Raw genomic sequence first — 17535 nt, forward strand, 5'->3', positions numbered from 1 at the left:
TTTAACTTCGGGCTGGGATAAGTGTCGAGGTGTCGCCGTCCATGATCGCCGACACCTCGGCGTCCTCCCAATTTATCGGCTCGTAGAGCCGTCCCAGTTGCTTGACCAAATCAATGCATTCGGCAAGCTCAGACTCCGGAACAAGCCTGAGCTTGCGGACGAACCAGTGCTTCATGAAAGTTTGGGCCCGCGTCGCCTTGTAGTCAGGCATCAGCCCGGTTTCCTCAAGCCACGCGGCACGTGCTGTCTCCAGCGGCAGATACTTTCGGAAGAACTTAGGTCCGACCGAGTTCACAACAGAATTCTCGACTGCGCCGTAGTAGATGTGAATCGGCACCTCAAGGACGTCAACTCTGCGAGCGTAGTGAACCAATTGCTGGAAGAAGAAGGAGTCTTGGCCCAGTGCCCCCACCGGCTGCTCAAGACCCAGCTCCTTCAGCCACTCGGTGTTGAGCACGACAGCCTGGATACTCATGGGATAGAAGTCCAGCCTCTGGGTGAGGCTTGACGAGCCATCGCCCGTTTCGGCCATTGCCAGTCCACGCCCCACTTTGCGCGAGTTGTGGAACATCTTCACTCCGTCGGAGTATCTCAGCATGTCCCCCACGACCATGTCCAGAGATTCGCGGGCTGCAAGTTCCACGAGCTTCGCGTAACCATCACAGATGGCTTCATTGTCGGGATCCAGGTACGTTACCCAGGGCGCCGTCGCCAGCTCCAAGCCTTTGTTCCTCGGCCTTGATGCACTCCCCGAACCCGTATCGCCAAACTTGAAAACGGACACGTGGTTATATCGGGCCGCCAGTTCGTCGAGTATCTGATGCGTACGCAGGTCAGTCGATCCATCGTCCACCAGGATGATCTCCATCCGAGTGAATATGGACGACCGTTCGAGCGACCTCACGCACTTGTTGAGGAGGAACGGGCCGTTGTTATGGACGGGGACAATGACTGAGAGAAGCGGCTCGGACGCTCCGGTGACCCCATTGCTAACCAGCGGGAAGGACTCCGTACCCCTGCCAATGCCAAGAGGATCCAACACATAGCCGTTACCCTCGATGGACCCGCCACCCAAGTAAGAGGAGCCCGCGTCGGAGTCAAGCCAGACGGCTCCTGCGGAAGGAGCAGCCATGGTGGCCCACGACTCGTGCTCCGGCAAAGGACTCCCGGAACCAACACCCTGAACAGACTTCATGACGAAATCAACGTCGGCGTACTTGAAGGCGTTCACGAGATCCTCGAAGTACGTTGGAGCGTATCTGAATTGATCCGACAGGGGCACGGCGATATCGAAACTCCGGCGGGTGTCACTTAATTGATCCCGACTTACAACTTCGATGTCCTTCAGCGTTTGCTGCTGCACCGTCTGTTTCAACTCATCCGAGGCCGTATCCAATACCGCACAAACGCGGGGCTTTCCGCTGCCTTCCAAAATTCCAGCGGCCTTAAGGATCTCTGCCATCCGATCATGGGCAAGATGATCGGTATAAGCCCGACGAAGACCTTCCATCTGAACTTCGTAAAGATCCAAGGCAGACATCCCATCCAAAACCGCACGGACGTCAGTACTTGTCTGAGCGGTAAAGACATTCGGGAACCTGTTGTTGACACCCAGGTTGTAGTTGGACAAGACCATGGAGCCCATGGCCTGAAGCTCTACTACCCGGTTTGCATACATTGAAGAGCTTGCGATTACCGAATTCAGGTTGATGTTGAAGTCGGAAATCCGTTGGAGCTTCAAAAGCAGGTCATGCTCAACGGCAGGCGCCACGTGCTGAAGGTATTCTTCCGGGTAAAAATACCGGCTGTTGGCAAGCGACCAGTTCCGATCAAAAATCACGAGGTTCCGCGACGATTCAAGGACACCATCGAAGATAGCCTTGGCTGATGCCCGGCGCTCGGGATAGCGCTGGGTGTGCCATGATCCGGCGAAAAGCACGTCCGATAGGCGACGTCTCCTGGAGTAGACCGGAGAGTGATGGTGCGGATTTACTCCAAAGCTCAGTACTTGTACGGAAGTGGCATCGGGGCAGTCCCTTTCGTAGTCGGGGACGCTTTCTGCTGCGCAGGTGAAGACATGGTCGGCTGCCTGCGCAATGCTCAGAAACTGGTTGTAGTTGGGTGGGTCCTCTTTGGAGTAGAAAGCAATTGGGGTGCCTTTCGCCCTGAAGTAAGGGACGACCTCCTCAAGAAGGAAGTGTCGCCTCTTGGAGCCCTGCGTGGCGAGGCCTTTCCACTCACCGTCAAGTCCCCGCCAGGTACTGGCAATGAGCAGCAGTCCTGCCTCGGCAGCAATCTCCTGGTAATTTTCGGGAGTTACGTATAGAAGCCGGGCTGTTGAATCAAAGCTCTTGTAGAGAAATTCATCTGCGATGACAGCGACATCAGCAGCATGGGGCTTGAGGCTTCTGGACCCCAGCGAAGCGGGAATCGCATCCAAAATTGGACGAAGGTCATCCAGGTAGCCCTGGAGGTGTGACTCATTTCGGCGCGCCAGATACTTCTTGTGGGTGGCAGCGGGCAGGACAGGATCTCCTGCGAGTACAGAGTCCACATAGAATTTCGAGGTATAGAAACCCTGCCGGGAGTCGGATCCCAAGTGGCTGTACTCAAGTTCCTGCAAGCGCTTCTTAACGCGCCAAAGGCGATCGTTCTCGCGAATCACCGATTCCCCCATTATCCTTTTCGTCCTCCGCGGCGCCAGCCGCGGCGCCAATATTTCAACTGCAGGGCACCGAGAAAGGAATTCGACAATGCCGTGAGTTTGCTTTGCACATCACCCAACTGCCTGTCACGCTCGGCAAGCAGCTTCTCAGTGGCAGCATATTTCTTTCGGTACATATCAAGTTTAAGACGGGTCGCATACAGCTCTTGGCTGAACTTCCGCCTTTCAGCTACCACAGAGGCCATCCCTATTTCCCGCTCATACGCGTCCTGCAGTTCAGCCTGTAGTTTTGCGATTTGGGCCTCGTGGGCCAGTGCCGCGCGGGTGATGCCCCGCCGGATTTGCTCAATATCGCTGGTGTTGCGGTCCATGAAGTAGTGATTCTTCCTCTGCGGTAGCCGAAATACCGCTAGTTAACGGCGGGGACTGCGGCGGGCGTGGCCTGCGTCAGCGCGTCAGGTCCCCAGATGCCCCGGGAATCAATGACCGTCTTGCCGGCGTAGGCAGCGGGAGAGATGGACTTAAATTCGTCGTGGTCGACCAGGACGACGATGACGTCTGCCTGGGCGATGGCTTCCTCCGTGCCAACGAGTTCAACGTTGGCGCGGTCCTTCAGTGCCTTCGGCAGGGCCTCGACGTGCGGCTCCACAACAAGGAGCTTGGCGGCTGGAAGCTGTTCAGCCAGATCAGCAGCAATGCCGATCGACGGCGACTCGCGCAGGTCATCGATATTGGCTTTGAAGGCCAGGCCAAGGGTTGCGATGACCGGTGCGGCACCGGCTTCTTCAGCGGCCTTGCGGGCCTTTGCTACTACCCATTCCGGCTTGGAGTCGTTGGTGACTCGGGCTTGGCGAATGAGCTGGGCTTCCTCGGGAGCGGCGGCAACGATGAACCACGGATCCACGGCGATGCAGTGGCCGCCCACGCCCGGACCCGGCTGAAGGATGTTGACACGGGGGTGGTGGTTGGCCAGTCGGATCAGCTCCCAAACATCAATGCCCAGCTTGTCGCTGATGATGGAGAGCTCGTTGGCGAACGCGATATTCACGTCGCGGTAGGAGTTTTCCACGAGTTTGGCCATTTCGGCCGTGACATCGTCGGTGACCAGGATTTCACCCTGGCAGAAGACAGCGTAGAGGTCCTTGGCAAGTTCGGCTGCTACGGGGGTAACGCCACCAACAATGCGGTCGTTCGTGACCAGTTCGATCATCACGCGGCCCGGAAGAACACGCTCGGGGCAGTGGGCGAAGTGGATCACGGGAGCACCGTTGGCTCCGTCGACGGACAGGTCCGGGCGGAGCGCCAGAATGTAGTCGGCCAGGTGGCGGGTTGCACGCGGAGGGGAGGTGGACTCCAGAATGACCAGTTCATCGCCCTTTAGCTGCGGAGCGATTCCGCGTGCAGCGGCCTCGATGTAGCTGAGGTCTGCAGAGTGGTCTGCACGGAACGGGGTGGGGACGGCAACGATGTAAGCCTCGGCGGCCGGAGTCTCGGTGGTGGCGCGCAGGTGTCCCTGGCTAACAGCACCGGCAACGTGTACGCCCAGGTCAGGTTCAACGAAAGGAACCTCTCCGCGGTTCACGGCGTCCACCGTGTTCTGGTTTACATCCACACCCACGACGTTGATGCCGTTGGTTGCCAGGATGGCCGCGGTAGGCAGACCAATGTATCCAAGGCCAATAACGGCCACTGTCTTGATGTTTGTCATTATTTTCCCCTTTTAGTTAAACAGTGATGTGTTCTTTGGGGGCACCAAAGAATTTTATTTCGCCGGAAGCGGCAAGTTCTTCATCCGAGATATCCCACGTGTGCCCGTCACCTTTTCGGTACTGGCAGAAGTTGAAGCGGTCAGCCGAGTATATGGAACCGCCGGCCGTTGTAACGGCCTTCAGGAAAGCAGTGTCCTCTCCCCTGTTCAGCGGCTCAAAAGGATGGGCTTCGAAGACCTCGCGGCGGGCGGTAATGGTGGGCCCCATGACGAACCGCGTCTCGCGGTGTTCCATATGGGGGATCCTCAGCATAGTGGCGTTGGTCGAAGCGAAGTACATGTAATGCGCCTGCTTGCCCACCACGTCTGCCTTCGAATAATCGAGTGCGTGCAGGAGATCCACCAAGTACCGGGGGCCGTAGTAGTCGTCGTCGTCCATTTTGGTCAGTACCTGACCCGTTGATGCGGCTACGCAGCGGTTAAGACACTCACCGAGCGTGACGTCCCTTGTGGCCGTCAACAACGTGAACCGGCTCACTCCGTGCTTATGCGCAAGTTCCTGTACCTGGCTCTCCGGCACCTCAAACCCGTGGGTCAGGAGAACCAACTCGACGTCCACATCTGTCTGGCTGGCGACAGTTGAAAAGACGTGCTCCAGCTGGTGCGGCCGGATGGTGGGTACCAAGGCACTGACTGTGGGAAGGTCAACCCTCCGGGCCCGCCCGGGAAGGACCGAGGCAACCACAGTCTCAGCACGGTGTGCGTAGGTATGTTCGCTCCAGATACGCCTCTGTCCCCGATGAACGACCCGGTCATTAAGCTCGGAACTGCGGGCGAGCATGCGGATTTGGCTCTCAGCCTGTTCGCGGGACCCCGCTACATAGACCTGATCGGCGTCAAAGAAGTGTGGGATTGCCGCGCTGGGCGTTGATACAACGGGCGTCCCGGAGGCTGTGATCTCGAAGATCCTCCGGGCACACATGCTCGGAGAATCAACAACTGAGTTCACGTTGAGGAACACCTTGTAGGCCCGGTAGGCACTCAACATCTTGGCATAGTCAAGACTGCCAACAACGTGTTCGTTAAACGGAACCGGGAATTGGTAATTTGAGTCGCCACCCAACTGGCGCGAGAAGATTTCGAGCTTCGGTCCAGATCGGGCAGAGGCATCCCGCGCGGCATGCAGCAGGATGTCCATCTGCTGCCGGCGTTCCGGATACTTGTGCGCGAAATACATTCCGGCGAAGGCAACTCCACGGGCATGATGGGTTTGGCCCACACGCACGGGATTATGGATCGCCGGTTGTGCAGCAAACGGAAGCACAGCCACACGGTCGTGGCCCAAGTCCGCCCGGTATGACGGAATGCGGTCCGAGTCGCTGGTGAAAACAGCATCAAACTCCCGGGCAGCCGGGAGGAAGTCGGCGTAATGCGGCGGGTCTTCTTTGTTCCAGAACACCGTGGGGATACCGTGGCTGCGGCACCACGCCATCAGGTCAAGAAAGTCCTGCTTGGGTCCGGAGGTACCCATGAGCTGGTACTTCCAGGAACCTTGGTTCCCGTTCCACGCGGACTCCACGAAAAGGAAGTCGATTCTGGTCTCTTTGAGTTGCTGGCGCCACGAGTCCTTTTTTAACTGGACCAGGTTCCATTCAAAAGAGAAGGCTGCGATGGAGAAGTCGTCCAAGATCACGCCTACAGTCAGGTCGTCCCGCCTAGGACCCCGGTCCGGAACCCGGTGGGGCGCAAATGTGGGGACGCTTCCCTCCGTGCGGGGCTGTGTCGCAACCCCCTTGGCACCGTTTATGCGCTTCTCAATTTTTTGCCGTCTCCGCCACTCCAGGACTTGAGTGGGGCCGCCCTGCCTGAAATGCCAGACGGCCTTCCGAATATCACTGATCAAAAGAATCTCAACGCCCTTCCATGCGGCGCCCACTGGCCCGTTCCAACACCCGCGTAGCTACAAGATTTGCCCGCGCTTCTTCCCTGATCCTGGCTGCGGTCAGGTTATTGCCCCTTGACAAATTCGATGAGAAATCCCGGTAAATTCCTGTGGTTTCATCCGGCAGGCCATCCATGATGAGCTCCCCCTTGTCCAACCAAATCACACGGCTGCACATGTCCCGGATGGTGTCCAGCCCGTGACTGACGATGAAGACGCAGCCCGCCTGTGCACGAAGCTCGTCCATCCGGGCCTTGCTTCGGTTATTGAACTGGGCGTCGCCGGTGTTGAGAGCCTCGTCAACCAAAAGGATCTCCGGATTAACCGACGCGGCGATCGCGAACCGCAATCTTGAGGCCATACCGGATGAATAGGACTTCATCGGAAGGTAGATGGCCGAATCCAAGCCGGAAACGGCAACGATACTGTCAAACTGGGCGTCTATCTGCTCCATGCTCATACCCATGGCCAGGCAGCCCAGTACCACGTTCTGATCACCTGACAATTCCGGAACCAGGGCCGCATTCACGCCCAGGAGGACAGGGGTGCTCGAGGCATAAACGGCACCATGCGTTGGCGCAACCTGGCCACTGATGAGCTTCATGATAGTGCTCTTGCCGGAGCCGTTGCGGCCGATGATGCCCACCGATTCGCCGCGCTCCACAACCAAGGAGATTTCCTTAAGCGCACTGACGGTCACAAGATTCGGACGCTCCAGGACCCTCTTGATCCTGTTCCTTAAACCTTTTCCCTTGGGCATTGTCCTGCCCTCGGAGGATGGAACTCTGTACGTCATCCTCACTTTGTCGATGACGACGCAGGGTGGGCCGTCCAGGAAGACCGCTTGATCAATCGCGACCATACGTTTCCTCCCCCTTCCAGAAGAAGACGAAACCGACCAAAAGCACTCCCAGGGCAACAACGCCAAGGCTGGCCCACGACTCCCAGGCGGGCAAACGGTTGTAGAGAACGCAACTGCGCACGATGTCGATGACGTTGAACAGGGGGTTGAACTTCATGATTGCCAGCAACGTGGGGTCGCTTACGAAACGTTCGTATGAATAGAAGACGGCCGAACCGTACATCCATGCCCTGATCATGAATGGAAGCAAGTGGGTGACGTCATGCAGCCGCGAGATGATTCTCGCAAGGATCATCCCCAGTCCGAGGTTGAAGACGCCCTGCAGGAAAACTGCAGGAATGATGAGAAGCCACATCAAGCTGATAGTTTCCGCAGGGGGAATAACGACGACCAGCAGCAACATGCCAAGTATCAGGGGTACTGACGACAACAACTCGCGGATGTTGGCACCCAAAGGCAGGGCTGCCCGGGGAAAGTTGAACGCCTGGACGACCGACTTCCCGTTACGTATGGAGCGCGCGCCGGAAGTAATGGCTCCGGCGCTGAACTGAAAGAGGAAGACGCCCACCACCAGATAGCCGACGAAGTTTTCAATTCCACGGCTGGTCTGAAGCAGGAGGCCAAAAATCACGTAATACGTCAGCCCATTAAAGACCGGATTTAGCAGCAACCAAGCACTGCCAAGGCGGTCCTTGCGGGTACCGCTCTGAACCCTGGCCCGGGCATCGTAGAAGATGAACTGGCGGTAGTCCCACAGTTGAACCAAGTAGTCCAGGAATCCCGGCCGGGACCCAACCCGGGAGAGCTTTCGAATGTCCACCGACATCGGCTGAATTGCCGCCGGCGGCGGAAGCTTGGCCTTTCTCGCCGACATCAGCCTGCCTTCCTTACGTTCTTCGATGCCAAAAATTCATATGCACTGCCGTAGGCCGCGGCGTTTGCGCTCCATGTCCGCGTCGCCAACACGAACTGCCTGCCGGCAGCACCCAAACGCTCGCGCTGCTCCTCGTCCTCAAGCAGTTCCCGCAAGGTTTCAGCCAGTTCGTCTGGATTCTCCGCATCCACCAGCCGTCCGTGGACTCCGTCATGCACTATCTCGCTCAAAGCTTCCAAGCGGCTGGCGACCACCGGACGCGCGCAGGCCAAGGCTTCGACAGGCTTGAGGGGTGTAACAGATCGCGTGACGGGAAGGTCTTTGCGGGGCACTACAAAAACATCCAAAGCCATGTGGTACATCCGGGCGGTTTCCGGCTTGACACGTCCTGTGAAGATGGTCCTTTCGGCCAGTCCCAGGCGTCTTACCTGGTCTTGCAGGGCCGGAGCGGCAGCGCCCTCCCCTACCAAGACCAACGTCAACTCTGGCAGCCGCGGCGCAAGCAATGCAAATGCTGTGACGAGGTCATCCAGGCCCTCGTAATCTACCAGGCTGCTTACTGTGCCGATGTACTTTCGATGAGGTTCGAGCCCCAAAGCCAGCCGCGCTTCCGCGTGTTGCAGAGGCTCCTGAAGGTATGCCCCGCCCACTGCGTTCGGGCTGATGTGGATTTTCGCTTCCGGTATCCCAGCGTCCATAATGTTTTGCTTCATGGACTGGCCCAGGGTAAATACAAGATCCGCTGCTGCCATGGTTTCCGCTTCACGGTCAAGAAAAAGCTTGTACCGTTCACTGGTCCTTGCACCCGGACCCCTGCTGGAAGCCCACGTATCGGCCAGCTGTCCCCTGACTTCATATACCCATGGCACATTGATAGAGTCAGCAACTTCACGGGCAACCAGGCCATTGACGAAGTGCGTCGTGGTATGGATGATGCCTGGCCGAAAGTCGCGGGCTATCCCCAAGAGCAGTTCTGCTTGCTGCTGCAATCGTCCGTCCATCGACTTTGCCAGACGCTGTGGCAACAGCCGTTGATAACGAACGCCGTCGACGACGTCACTTGCCTGGGCGGTAAGGACACCGACCTGGACCGGATAACCTACGCGGGTAACAGCCAAGGTGTCCCAGCCGGCGTCGTGCTGGGCCGTTAAAATCGAATGAGTGCGGCGCGCGTACCCGCTTGCCGTGTGGGGAACCGAGTTGGTCAGCAAGTGCAAGACTCTGCGATGGCCTGGCGTGGCCGGTTCCTTTGGCAGGGTGGGTCGCCACCCCTGAAAGACACGGAGCTCGGATTCGAGGCGACGCTTCTGCTTGGCCATGTCGCCGCCACGGCTTTCCAAAGCGCCGACAGCGCCTGTCATATCTCCGTCGTACCACTTACGGCGTGCCACGGTAGCGGCCGCTCGGCTGCTGTTTGCCGCAAGCGGCAGCAAAGAATCGGCCAGCTCAGGCTGACCAGCAGCCAGCGCCGCTTCCGCAGCCCTTCGGGCCCTCCCTGCCGATACTTCCTGGTCCAACGTAAGGTGCAACCGCCGTGACACCGCCGCAGAGTCTCCGGCCGCGTGGCTGGCCAGAACCAGCAGCGGATGCGTGGACCGGGGAGCCGAATCCGATATCAGCCTGGCAATTGGGCGCACCAACCGGGAAGGGAGCCTTCGGCTGACCTGGAGTCCAAGAACGAAGGGCGCCTCCGTCAAGTGGTCGGAAACAGTGGCCGCCGCCATCGACATGTTCCGGATGAACTGCCTCATGCGGCCTTCCTCTTGGTCGGCGCCGGAGCATTCCTGCGCACCAACGAAGAGATCATATCCATGTAGTTGTGCGCCAACTGAGCGTAATCGGCATTGTTCCGTACCCACTCCCGGCCGCTCTTGCCCGCTGCTAAACGTGAGCGGTCGAGGGCCAGCTCCCGCCACAACTGGGCCACAGCTTCCGGATTTGACGCAACCACGTCACCTCCCCCGGCATCCAGAATGATGCGCTCAGCTTCACCCTTGACAATCGCGGTCACGTGTCGCCCTATCGCCAACACCTCGTAGGTCTTAGAAGGAACGGTGGTTTCGAAGGATTTCCAGTCATCCCGCAAAGAAACGATGCACGTGTCCGCTTCACGGTACTTGTCCACAACCGCCGTCCCGTGCAGGGAGGGGTAAAAGCTCACAGGAGCATCCAGCTCACGGGCCAGCTTCACCAGTTGGGGACGGTTTGTTCCATGCCCCACCAGCGTCAAGTGGAAGCCCTCACCAAGCAATGCGCTGGCACGGATCAAGACTTCAAGACGCTGGCTCTTGCCGTGGTTACCCAAGTACAGAGCGTGGAAGATTTCCCGGTCCATGGCCGGGGGTTCGAGAAAGGGTATTGCTTCAAGGTCCAAACCATTACTGACCGTCTCCACGTTGCGGAGGCCTCGTGTCCGCAGGGTCTCGGCGAAGCCCTGAGTGACGGTCACAATCAAGTCGGCGCGATGCTGGACGAATTCCACTGCCCGCTCCACCACACTCTTGACACTGCCCTGGACGAGGCGGGCGTCCCTGGCCAGATCCGGCCAGGCGTCCCGCATCTCAACGATGAACGGCACTCCATGCAGCCGTGAGAGTAGGTAACCGGCTGCGAGAGTCGGCAGGCTCGGAGCTGTAGCCACGATAGCGTCGGGCTTGTTCCGACCCAATCCAAGCGGGACGGACATCACCGCGGAAAATGTCTGGTCCAGAAGTCGTGCAACTGTTGAGGTTCCAAGGTGGCGCAGATAAGGAACACGCCGGATGATTTCGCCGTGCGGTCCTTTCTGGTGGGAGAAAGCAATTCCGGCTTCGCGGCGGGGAAGATTCCGGCGTCCATTGGGATAGTGCGCCACCGGAGTGACGACATCCACGTCCCACCCTGCCTTGAGGAATTCCCGGGACAGTGAAGACCACCGGCGCTGCGGCGGACTATGTTCGGGCCAGTATGAATGGGTGAGGAGCATGAGTCGCAACGGACGTGCATCAGGGGCAGTCTCAGCGTTCTCCCTTTTGAGGGAACTTTTCATAAGCTACTTGCCGTTGAGACGGGAGCCGCGCATACCCTTGGAACGCAAGGCGCGGAAGTATGCCAGGCCCAGCAAAACCAGAACCAGGACTGTGAGGCCCTGCACGATGGGGTTATTCTCGGCCACTGGTGCCAAGGCGACCTTCAATGGCCCAGTGATGTCTGCGTTGGCAAGGGGAACGGCAGCTGTTCGTGTCTGCGCTGGTGTCGGTGTAGGAGTCACAGTTGGCTCCGCAGGTACTGCTGAAGCGGATTCCGCGGCAACGTCCGGGACAACCGCGTAGCTCTCAACAGGCTGTTCCATTGGAACGACAGGCACAGGCGCTGAAGACGGGCTTGGCGCGGGAGGAACTTCTACCGCAGGCACCGTGGGCTCAACCACTGGGGGAGCAACAGGAGCCGGTGCGGGCGCTGGCTGTTCAACGGGAGGCTGGACAGGAGGTTGTGAGGGTGCAGGCTCCAACGGTGTTGGGTCGGGGGCCGGCTGAACGACTGGCGGCAGGACCACTCCGGGAAGACTGGGCTGCGGTTCCGGAGTCGGGGATGCAGTTGTATCCGGTGCCGGACCGGTCTCTGTGGCCACCGCGGGTTGAGCTCCCAGAAACCCGAGAATCCCCAGCATCAAGACCAACACTGCGGTCTGAACACGCTTGATTCCGGTACCCAACTTCCCCCCTGTTACTACTAGTTCGAGGCATGTTCCGGCCTCGTCGGCAAGCCAACCGCCAGAGTCAGGACGGCAGGGAGCCGTCCATCACGCGAGGGCGGCCCGGATTAGTTTATCGTATGGACGGAGTCACGTCGTTCCGGGCCGCTCCATGCCTGACCACTTGACGCAGTTCCCGGCGAGGATGGTGCAGGCCTACTGATATCGTCGTCTTGCCGATAACCCCACCTAGGAAGTCATGACGCTGCCGAGAGTATCCGGAGTACCCAAGAGACAGCGCCCGGGACATGTTTGGGTTTGGTACGCAGTTGTTCCCCTGGTTGCAGCAGTTCTTCTGGTTATTGGGTTGAACGCAGTCGATTTCGATTCCAAGCCTTCTCCTAAGGAGACGCCACGGCCGGCGCCGTATCCCATCAGCGGATACTTCATCTCGTCGACTTCCGACGACGCCAGGAATCTTCAGAAGTTAAGGGACGTCAAGGCGGTTGGTGGCGACACCGTCATTACCTTCGGCAACTCATTGGTGCCCACTCCGGCAGAGTCACTCCCGGCAGACTGCATAGTCAATGGCGACAGCTGCGCCGGCGCCCTGGGTTCCACCATGAAAATCAATAAGTTCTTCACCTTCTCGGACGGGGGCCAATGGGGAGAGACGGCCCTGAAGTGTCCGCAGGACCGGAGCGTTGACAGCAGGGGAAAGACCTACACCATCCTGGCTTTTCCAACGGAAGGCGAAGGTTGCCGCTCCCCCACCAACACTTACGACGTCGTAGTCGCAGGGGGTAGCCGAACTACTGCCAAAGATCCCACCGTTTCCCTGGCCCACGCCGCATCCGAGCTCGACATGCAGTTCTATGCCGGAATGCCGGCTCCTGTGAAAAGAAGTGACATTGAGTACCTCCCGGATCTCAGTTACAGCAGCACTTTGAAGCGCTTCACTGAACGCTTCCTCGAGTATCAGGCGGCAAAGAACGATGTCCCAGGGCTGGCTGGCTTCTATCACCACTTGGAGATGCCGGTGAGTGACAACGCCTTTTTCGAGCCGATCCTGTCCGTCTATACGATGCAGAATGAGGCGATTCACCGGGTCCTCCCTACACGTTCTGCGCTCATTAGCCCATACATAGAAGCGCGACGCGATTCAGCCAGCATCACCCCGCAGAACGCTCGGGCAGGAATTCGAAAGATTGCGGCCACTGCTCGCGGGCTGGAACTCAACATAGCCATCCAGGACGGCATGGGCACAGGCAAAGGTGCGGCCTTCCTTGAAGCTGATGCGACGGCGCCAGTGGATGAGTACGCCGCCAGCATCGTCGGCAAAGGAACCTGGAAACAGAGATACATCGCCCCCAATAAGGACTACTTTGATGCCGCCGCGGCCGGGATACGGGGCACGGGCGCTAATCTCTGGGCAAATCTTGAAGGCATGGCCCCGGCTGTCGCCTCCAACGATTGTGATGGAAGCTTGCGGGGTCAAACCACATTGGCCAGGATCGACAGCCAGCTTCAGCAACTGGGTAAGGCCCGGAAGGTCATCTCCTACATGTGGGATCCGTATTTCACCTGCGAAAGCCAAAACGCCCCGCTGAAAGACCAGCTTGCTGATGGATTTCACGCATCCCTGATTACCGACACGGTGTTTGATGCAGATGCAGGAAAAGTTTACATATCCGGCTTTAATCTCGCCGGACAAGGTTTTCAGGTCGAGTGGACGCTGAAGGACGGTTCAAAACAGCGGCAACATGTCGGGAAGGCAAGCTCCGCTGAAAGTACGGACGGCAGCAAAGATGCCAACCCCCGTCTTGAGACAGTCACGCTGGACGTTGGGCCGACAAGCCTGCAAACAAGCAACTCCTACATCGTCAGCCTTGGGGAAAATCCGCAACTGCCTGGCGGCGCAGCCTCACCTCAAGACGGCTGAAGGCCGTACAGCACCTCCGGCGAGGCTATCCAGCGGAGCTTGGTAGAATCATCACTGCTGATGCCGACACCAAGGAACATATGACGCTCCCGACAGAAATCGAAAATGCCGAGCCAGAGTCGCGACCTCGGCGTCAGAAGAACCCCAAGAAAACCGCGAGAAACGTGCTGCTTGGATTTGCCGCCGTTGTACTCATTGCAGGCATAATTGGCGGTGCTTATATCTACAACCTGGCGCAGACATTCAATTCCGGTACAACTAAGATTGATTCTGCATTCCCGGAAGAGTCACTGAGGCCACAAAAAACAGAGCCGACCAACGGCGCAGCCGCTCCCATGAACATCCTGGTGATGGGCAGCGACACACGAGGCTCGGCCGAGTTGGACGTCGACACTTCGGCATCGACGGATCAGCGGGCCGACACGCTGATGCTGGTGCATATTCCCGCAGACCGCAAAAACGTTTACGCCGTTTCCCTCATGCGTGACCTGTGGGTGAACATCCCTGAAAAGGGCGAGTCCAAAATCAACAGCGCGCTGGCCCTCGGCGGCGTGCCTCTGATGGTTCAGACAGTTGAATCGCTCTTCCAACAGCGGATTGACCATGTGGCCATGGTTGATTTTGAAGGGTTCAAGGGTCTTACTGATGCCTTGGGCGGGGTCGAGGTTGACGTGAAGATACCGTTCGCGCCTGCGTCCGGCCCGATGAAGGGGCATTACTACGCTGCCGGAAAGCAAACCCTTAATGGTGACGAGGCACTGGCATTCGTCCGCGAGCGCAAGTCCTTCAGCGACGGCGACTACCAGCGTGTCCGCAACCAGCAGACCTACATGAAGGCGATTATCAGCAAGACGATCGCCCGGGAGACACTTACCAACCCGGTCACGGTGAACAGCATGGTCACAGCCGTTTCGCCCTACATCAGCGTGGACAAGAGTTTCGATGCTGCAGCGATCGGAAACCTTGCGGTTGGGCTCAGGGATCTGCGGGCCAGCGACACCGTGATGTTCACTCTTCCGACCCTCGGTACTGGCACTTCCGTGGATGGCCAATCGATCGTCGTTGCCGACACCGGTGCGATCTCCGAAATAGCCGATGCCTTGGGCAAAGACCAACTTGGAGCGTACGTCACGGCGCACGCCCTCGAAAAAGGCAACTGACGCCAACCGCAAGCCCCTGACTGAAGACCATTCTTCGGTCAGGGGCTTCGTTTTTGTTCTTTTCGCAGTGTTTACCGGCAATTCTATTGTTTAGCTCCAATACCGGACTGTACCGTGAGCACCACCACGAAATTCGTGTACAACTTCTGGGGAGAGAAATACATGAAACGCACTTTGGTCGCATTAGCTGGTGCCGTGACACTTGCACTGACAGGCTCTGCTGTCCCGGCATTCGCCGCCATCACGCCGTCGCAGGTCACCACCGGCTTCACTGGTTCCGCTTATGGGTCTTATATCTTCAATGCGGACAGGACTTTAACATCTGGCCCAACAGCCAACTCAAGCGTTAGTTGCACGGGGGCCACCGGCCGGAGTTCCAGCAACACAGCTGCCGGGCTGAATGTTCTGACGGTCGGAACTGTTGGTAACGCCTCGACAAGCGTCAAGACGCTGCTAACCACGACGGGCAAGCGCATTGAAGGAAAGTCCACGGTGTCGGGAGCCAACCTGCTTGGTGGCCTGGTCACTGCTGGGGCCATCAACTCCGAAAGCACCGCGGAAAAGAACACCGCCGGAGCATTTTCCGGCACCAACACCACCACCATCGCGGACCTGAAGGTACTGGGGCTTCCTGTGAGCGCCAGCCCTGCGGCGAACACAGTGCTGGATCTCAACGCTCCGCTTGTAGGCTCAGTTGGAAAAGTGACCCTCAACGGGCAGGTGAAGCGTCTGTTCTCCACCGGCGTCTACCAGGTCACAACAACAGCGCTGCGTGTTGAGATTCTCAAGGAAGGGCTGCCGGGCCTGAAAGTGGGCACTGACATCCGCCTCGGAGTGAGTTCGGTTAGTCTTACAGCCCCTCAGTCCGGATACCTCGCAGGGTCGGGCTACAGCACCCGGGCAACGCTGGCGACGGGTCTGCTCGGATCGAGCCCCACTGCTCATGCCTCCGTAAAGTGCAACGGCGGAACCTCAACCGTTAACATTGCGGCCACCTCGATCCCGGGAGTCGCATCCGCTGGAGCATCCACCACAACCGCCACCGGTGTTTTGACTCCGCAACCCAAGAGCACGGTGACCAACACGATTGCCGGCCTCAACGTAGTTAACGGGCTGGTTCAGGCCGATGCCATCAAGGCTGAAACCAGCGCCACCCGTGCGGCGGGCAGCTCCACTGCAACCGTCACAGACACATCCACATTCACCAACCTCCGCATTGCCGGGCTCCCGGCGATCAACGCATCGGTGGCCCCCAACACTGTGGTTCAAGTACCTGGGCTTGGCCAAGTAACCCTGCATAAGGTCAGTAAATCGTCCACAACAATTATCGTGACCATGATCGAGATCGTCTTGAATCAGCCGCTCGGCGCCCTGCCTACCGGGTCGAAGATCCAAATTGGCTACTCGAACTCAAGCGTCGGACTGTAGTCCGTCAAAGAAATAACCGAAGGTGGTCCGCTGCTGAAACAGCGGACCACCTTCTTCATTCCCGCTGGTTCCGAAGAAATCGAAGCACATCCTCCGCCACCCGTTCAGGGCATTCCCACAGCACCAGGTGGCCGGTTCCCTGATAGATCTTCAACTGTGCGTCCGGGATTCGCCCAACGAGGGCATCCTGGTGATGCCTCGGCAAGAGGTGGTCATGGGATCCCCACAGAATGAGCGTGGGCGCCCAAATTCTTCCGGCCTCTGTCGGTGGAACCGCCTCGTACAATCCTTTCAACGACGCATTCCAAAGCGCAGCCGGGACCGCCAATCCATCCCGAACCCTGTCTTCAATGTATGCACTGGGAACGACGTGCAGAAGTTTGAACCACGACAATGACTCCCGGACCCATCCCTCTGGAATCGGGTCCTTCAATTGCGCAACCTCATCGGCAAAGGGTGGCCTGCCCTGCAAGCTCAAGGGTGCCCCGACCAAGATCAACGAGGCCAGCAGCTCCGGATGCATCACTGCCAGTTGCTGGGCTACGTACCCGCCGCTGGATGATCCAAGGACATGTGCCTTCGTGACTCCGAGGCATGTCAAAAGTGAAGCAACATCGCCGGCCATGGTCTCCAGCGAATAGCCTTCGGAGGGTTTGTCGGACCCACCGTGGCCACGCAGATCGGGTACCACAAGGGCTCTGTCCGGGAGCGCGGCTATCAGCCGCTCGAAACTTCCCCAGGACTCAGTCCAGGCGTGCAGCAGAACCAAGGGTGTGCCGCCGTCGTGCACGTTGTCGGGCGACCCTTGGATAAAGCACCGAAGACGTATCCCTGTCTTCAGGACAACAGTCCTGACTTCGGACTCCATCTGCCCAGATTACTCCCCGCCCGGGTCCTCACCCATGGGACCGGGCAGCCCGCAAGCCAAGCTTACGCGCCAAGAAGACACCCAACAGAGCTCCCGCTGTGTTGGCGATGACATCGGAAACCGCCGTCACCCTTCCAGGTATCAAAAGCTGCATCAACTCAATGAATGTCGAGGCAACAGCACCGAGCAGCACCATGCTCCGCATGGTCCACGTCTGTGGCCACAGGGCCAAGGTCAGGCAACCAAGCGGGATGAACATAACGATGTTCGCAACGAACTCAATGACGACGGCTGCCGTATCGAACGGCACCCCAACGACCGTAAGCCAGCCTGCCATGACTCCGACGAACCCTGTGACTTTCCCTGCTTCCTTGAAGGCAGGAAGACAACCAATGCCAGCGCCACCAAGTAGC

The 17535-nt window shown here is 58.5% G+C and carries 14 protein-coding genes; 3 read left to right on the forward strand and 11 right to left on the reverse strand.

What is annotated here, in order from left to right:
- Nucleotide 1: 1 nt before the first annotated feature.
- The 9 genes from ACUYMZ_RS16075 to ACUYMZ_RS16115 all read right to left on the reverse strand — a co-directional run bounded on the left by ACUYMZ_RS16075 (nucleotide 2) and on the right by ACUYMZ_RS16115 (nucleotide 11382).
- Entirely contained in the window at nucleotides 2-2623 is a 2622-nt protein-coding gene (locus tag ACUYMZ_RS16075; RefSeq protein WP_481604442.1) for a glycosyltransferase, read from the reverse strand.
- Nucleotides 2624-2676: 53 nt separating this feature from the next.
- Nucleotides 2677-3036 carry a hypothetical protein gene (locus ACUYMZ_RS16080; RefSeq protein WP_442424809.1) on the reverse strand — a complete coding sequence of 120 codons (360 nt, stop codon included), beginning with the start codon at nucleotides 3034-3036 and terminating at the stop codon, nucleotides 2677-2679.
- A gap of 38 nt (nucleotides 3037-3074) precedes the next feature.
- Nucleotides 3075-4373, reverse strand: coding sequence for a UDP-N-acetyl-D-mannosamine dehydrogenase (wecC, locus tag ACUYMZ_RS16085; RefSeq protein ID WP_481604444.1), 1299 nt, complete (start codon nucleotides 4371-4373; stop codon nucleotides 3075-3077).
- A gap of 16 nt (nucleotides 4374-4389) precedes the next feature.
- Nucleotides 4390-6066 (reverse strand): glycosyltransferase family protein, encoded by a 1677-nt coding sequence (locus tag ACUYMZ_RS16090; protein WP_481604446.1) that lies wholly within the window; start codon nucleotides 6064-6066, stop codon nucleotides 4390-4392.
- 217 nt (nucleotides 6067-6283) lie between these two features.
- Nucleotides 6284-7075, reverse strand: coding sequence for an ABC transporter ATP-binding protein (locus tag ACUYMZ_RS16095; protein WP_442424835.1), 792 nt, complete (start codon nucleotides 7073-7075; stop codon nucleotides 6284-6286).
- A gap of 88 nt (nucleotides 7076-7163) precedes the next feature.
- Nucleotides 7164-8051 carry an ABC transporter permease gene (locus ACUYMZ_RS16100; RefSeq protein ID WP_426003822.1) on the reverse strand — a complete coding sequence of 296 codons (888 nt, stop codon included), beginning with the start codon at nucleotides 8049-8051 and terminating at the stop codon, nucleotides 7164-7166.
- Complete coding sequence (locus ACUYMZ_RS16105) at nucleotides 8051-9262, reverse strand: glycosyltransferase family 4 protein (protein ID WP_481604449.1); 1212 nt, start codon at nucleotides 9260-9262, stop codon at nucleotides 8051-8053. Before ACUYMZ_RS16105 ends, ACUYMZ_RS16100 begins: the two co-directional genes overlap by 1 nt.
- Nucleotides 9263-9798: 536 nt before the next feature.
- Entirely contained in the window at nucleotides 9799-11016 is a 1218-nt protein-coding gene (locus tag ACUYMZ_RS16110) for a glycosyltransferase family 4 protein (RefSeq protein ID WP_481604451.1), read from the reverse strand.
- 66 nt (nucleotides 11017-11082) lie between these two features.
- A complete protein-coding gene (locus ACUYMZ_RS16115; protein ID WP_481604453.1) occupies nucleotides 11083-11382 on the reverse strand; it encodes a hypothetical protein in 300 nt (99 codons plus the stop codon).
- Nucleotides 11383-12091: 709 nt separating this feature from the next.
- Between ACUYMZ_RS16115 and ACUYMZ_RS16120 the strand changes: the two genes are divergently transcribed.
- The 3 genes from ACUYMZ_RS16120 to ACUYMZ_RS16130 all read left to right on the forward strand — a co-directional run bounded on the left by ACUYMZ_RS16120 (nucleotide 12092) and on the right by ACUYMZ_RS16130 (nucleotide 16254).
- Nucleotides 12092-13666 carry a DUF4434 domain-containing protein gene (locus tag ACUYMZ_RS16120; protein ID WP_481604456.1) on the forward strand — a complete coding sequence of 525 codons (1575 nt, stop codon included), beginning with the start codon at nucleotides 12092-12094 and terminating at the stop codon, nucleotides 13664-13666.
- An 80-nt stretch (nucleotides 13667-13746) separates the two neighbouring features.
- The gene (locus tag ACUYMZ_RS16125; RefSeq protein WP_481604458.1) at nucleotides 13747-14826 is read left to right on the forward strand and encodes an LCP family protein; all 1080 of its coding nucleotides are present in this window, start codon (nucleotides 13747-13749) and stop codon (nucleotides 14824-14826) included.
- A gap of 114 nt (nucleotides 14827-14940) precedes the next feature.
- The gene (locus ACUYMZ_RS16130) at nucleotides 14941-16254 is read left to right on the forward strand and encodes a choice-of-anchor P family protein (protein WP_481604460.1); all 1314 of its coding nucleotides are present in this window, start codon (nucleotides 14941-14943) and stop codon (nucleotides 16252-16254) included.
- A gap of 55 nt (nucleotides 16255-16309) precedes the next feature.
- On the opposite strand, the gene ACUYMZ_RS16135 is transcribed toward ACUYMZ_RS16130, so the two are convergent.
- Together ACUYMZ_RS16135 and ACUYMZ_RS16140 are read right to left on the reverse strand one after the other, a co-directional pair.
- Entirely contained in the window at nucleotides 16310-17122 is an 813-nt protein-coding gene (locus tag ACUYMZ_RS16135; protein WP_481604462.1) for an alpha/beta fold hydrolase, read from the reverse strand.
- Between the two features lie 28 nt (nucleotides 17123-17150).
- Complete coding sequence (locus tag ACUYMZ_RS16140) at nucleotides 17151-17459, reverse strand: VanZ family protein (protein ID WP_481604465.1); 309 nt, start codon at nucleotides 17457-17459, stop codon at nucleotides 17151-17153.
- Between the last annotated feature and the right edge of the window lie 76 nt (nucleotides 17460-17535).

Source organism: Arthrobacter sp. T572 (assembly GCF_056780115.1).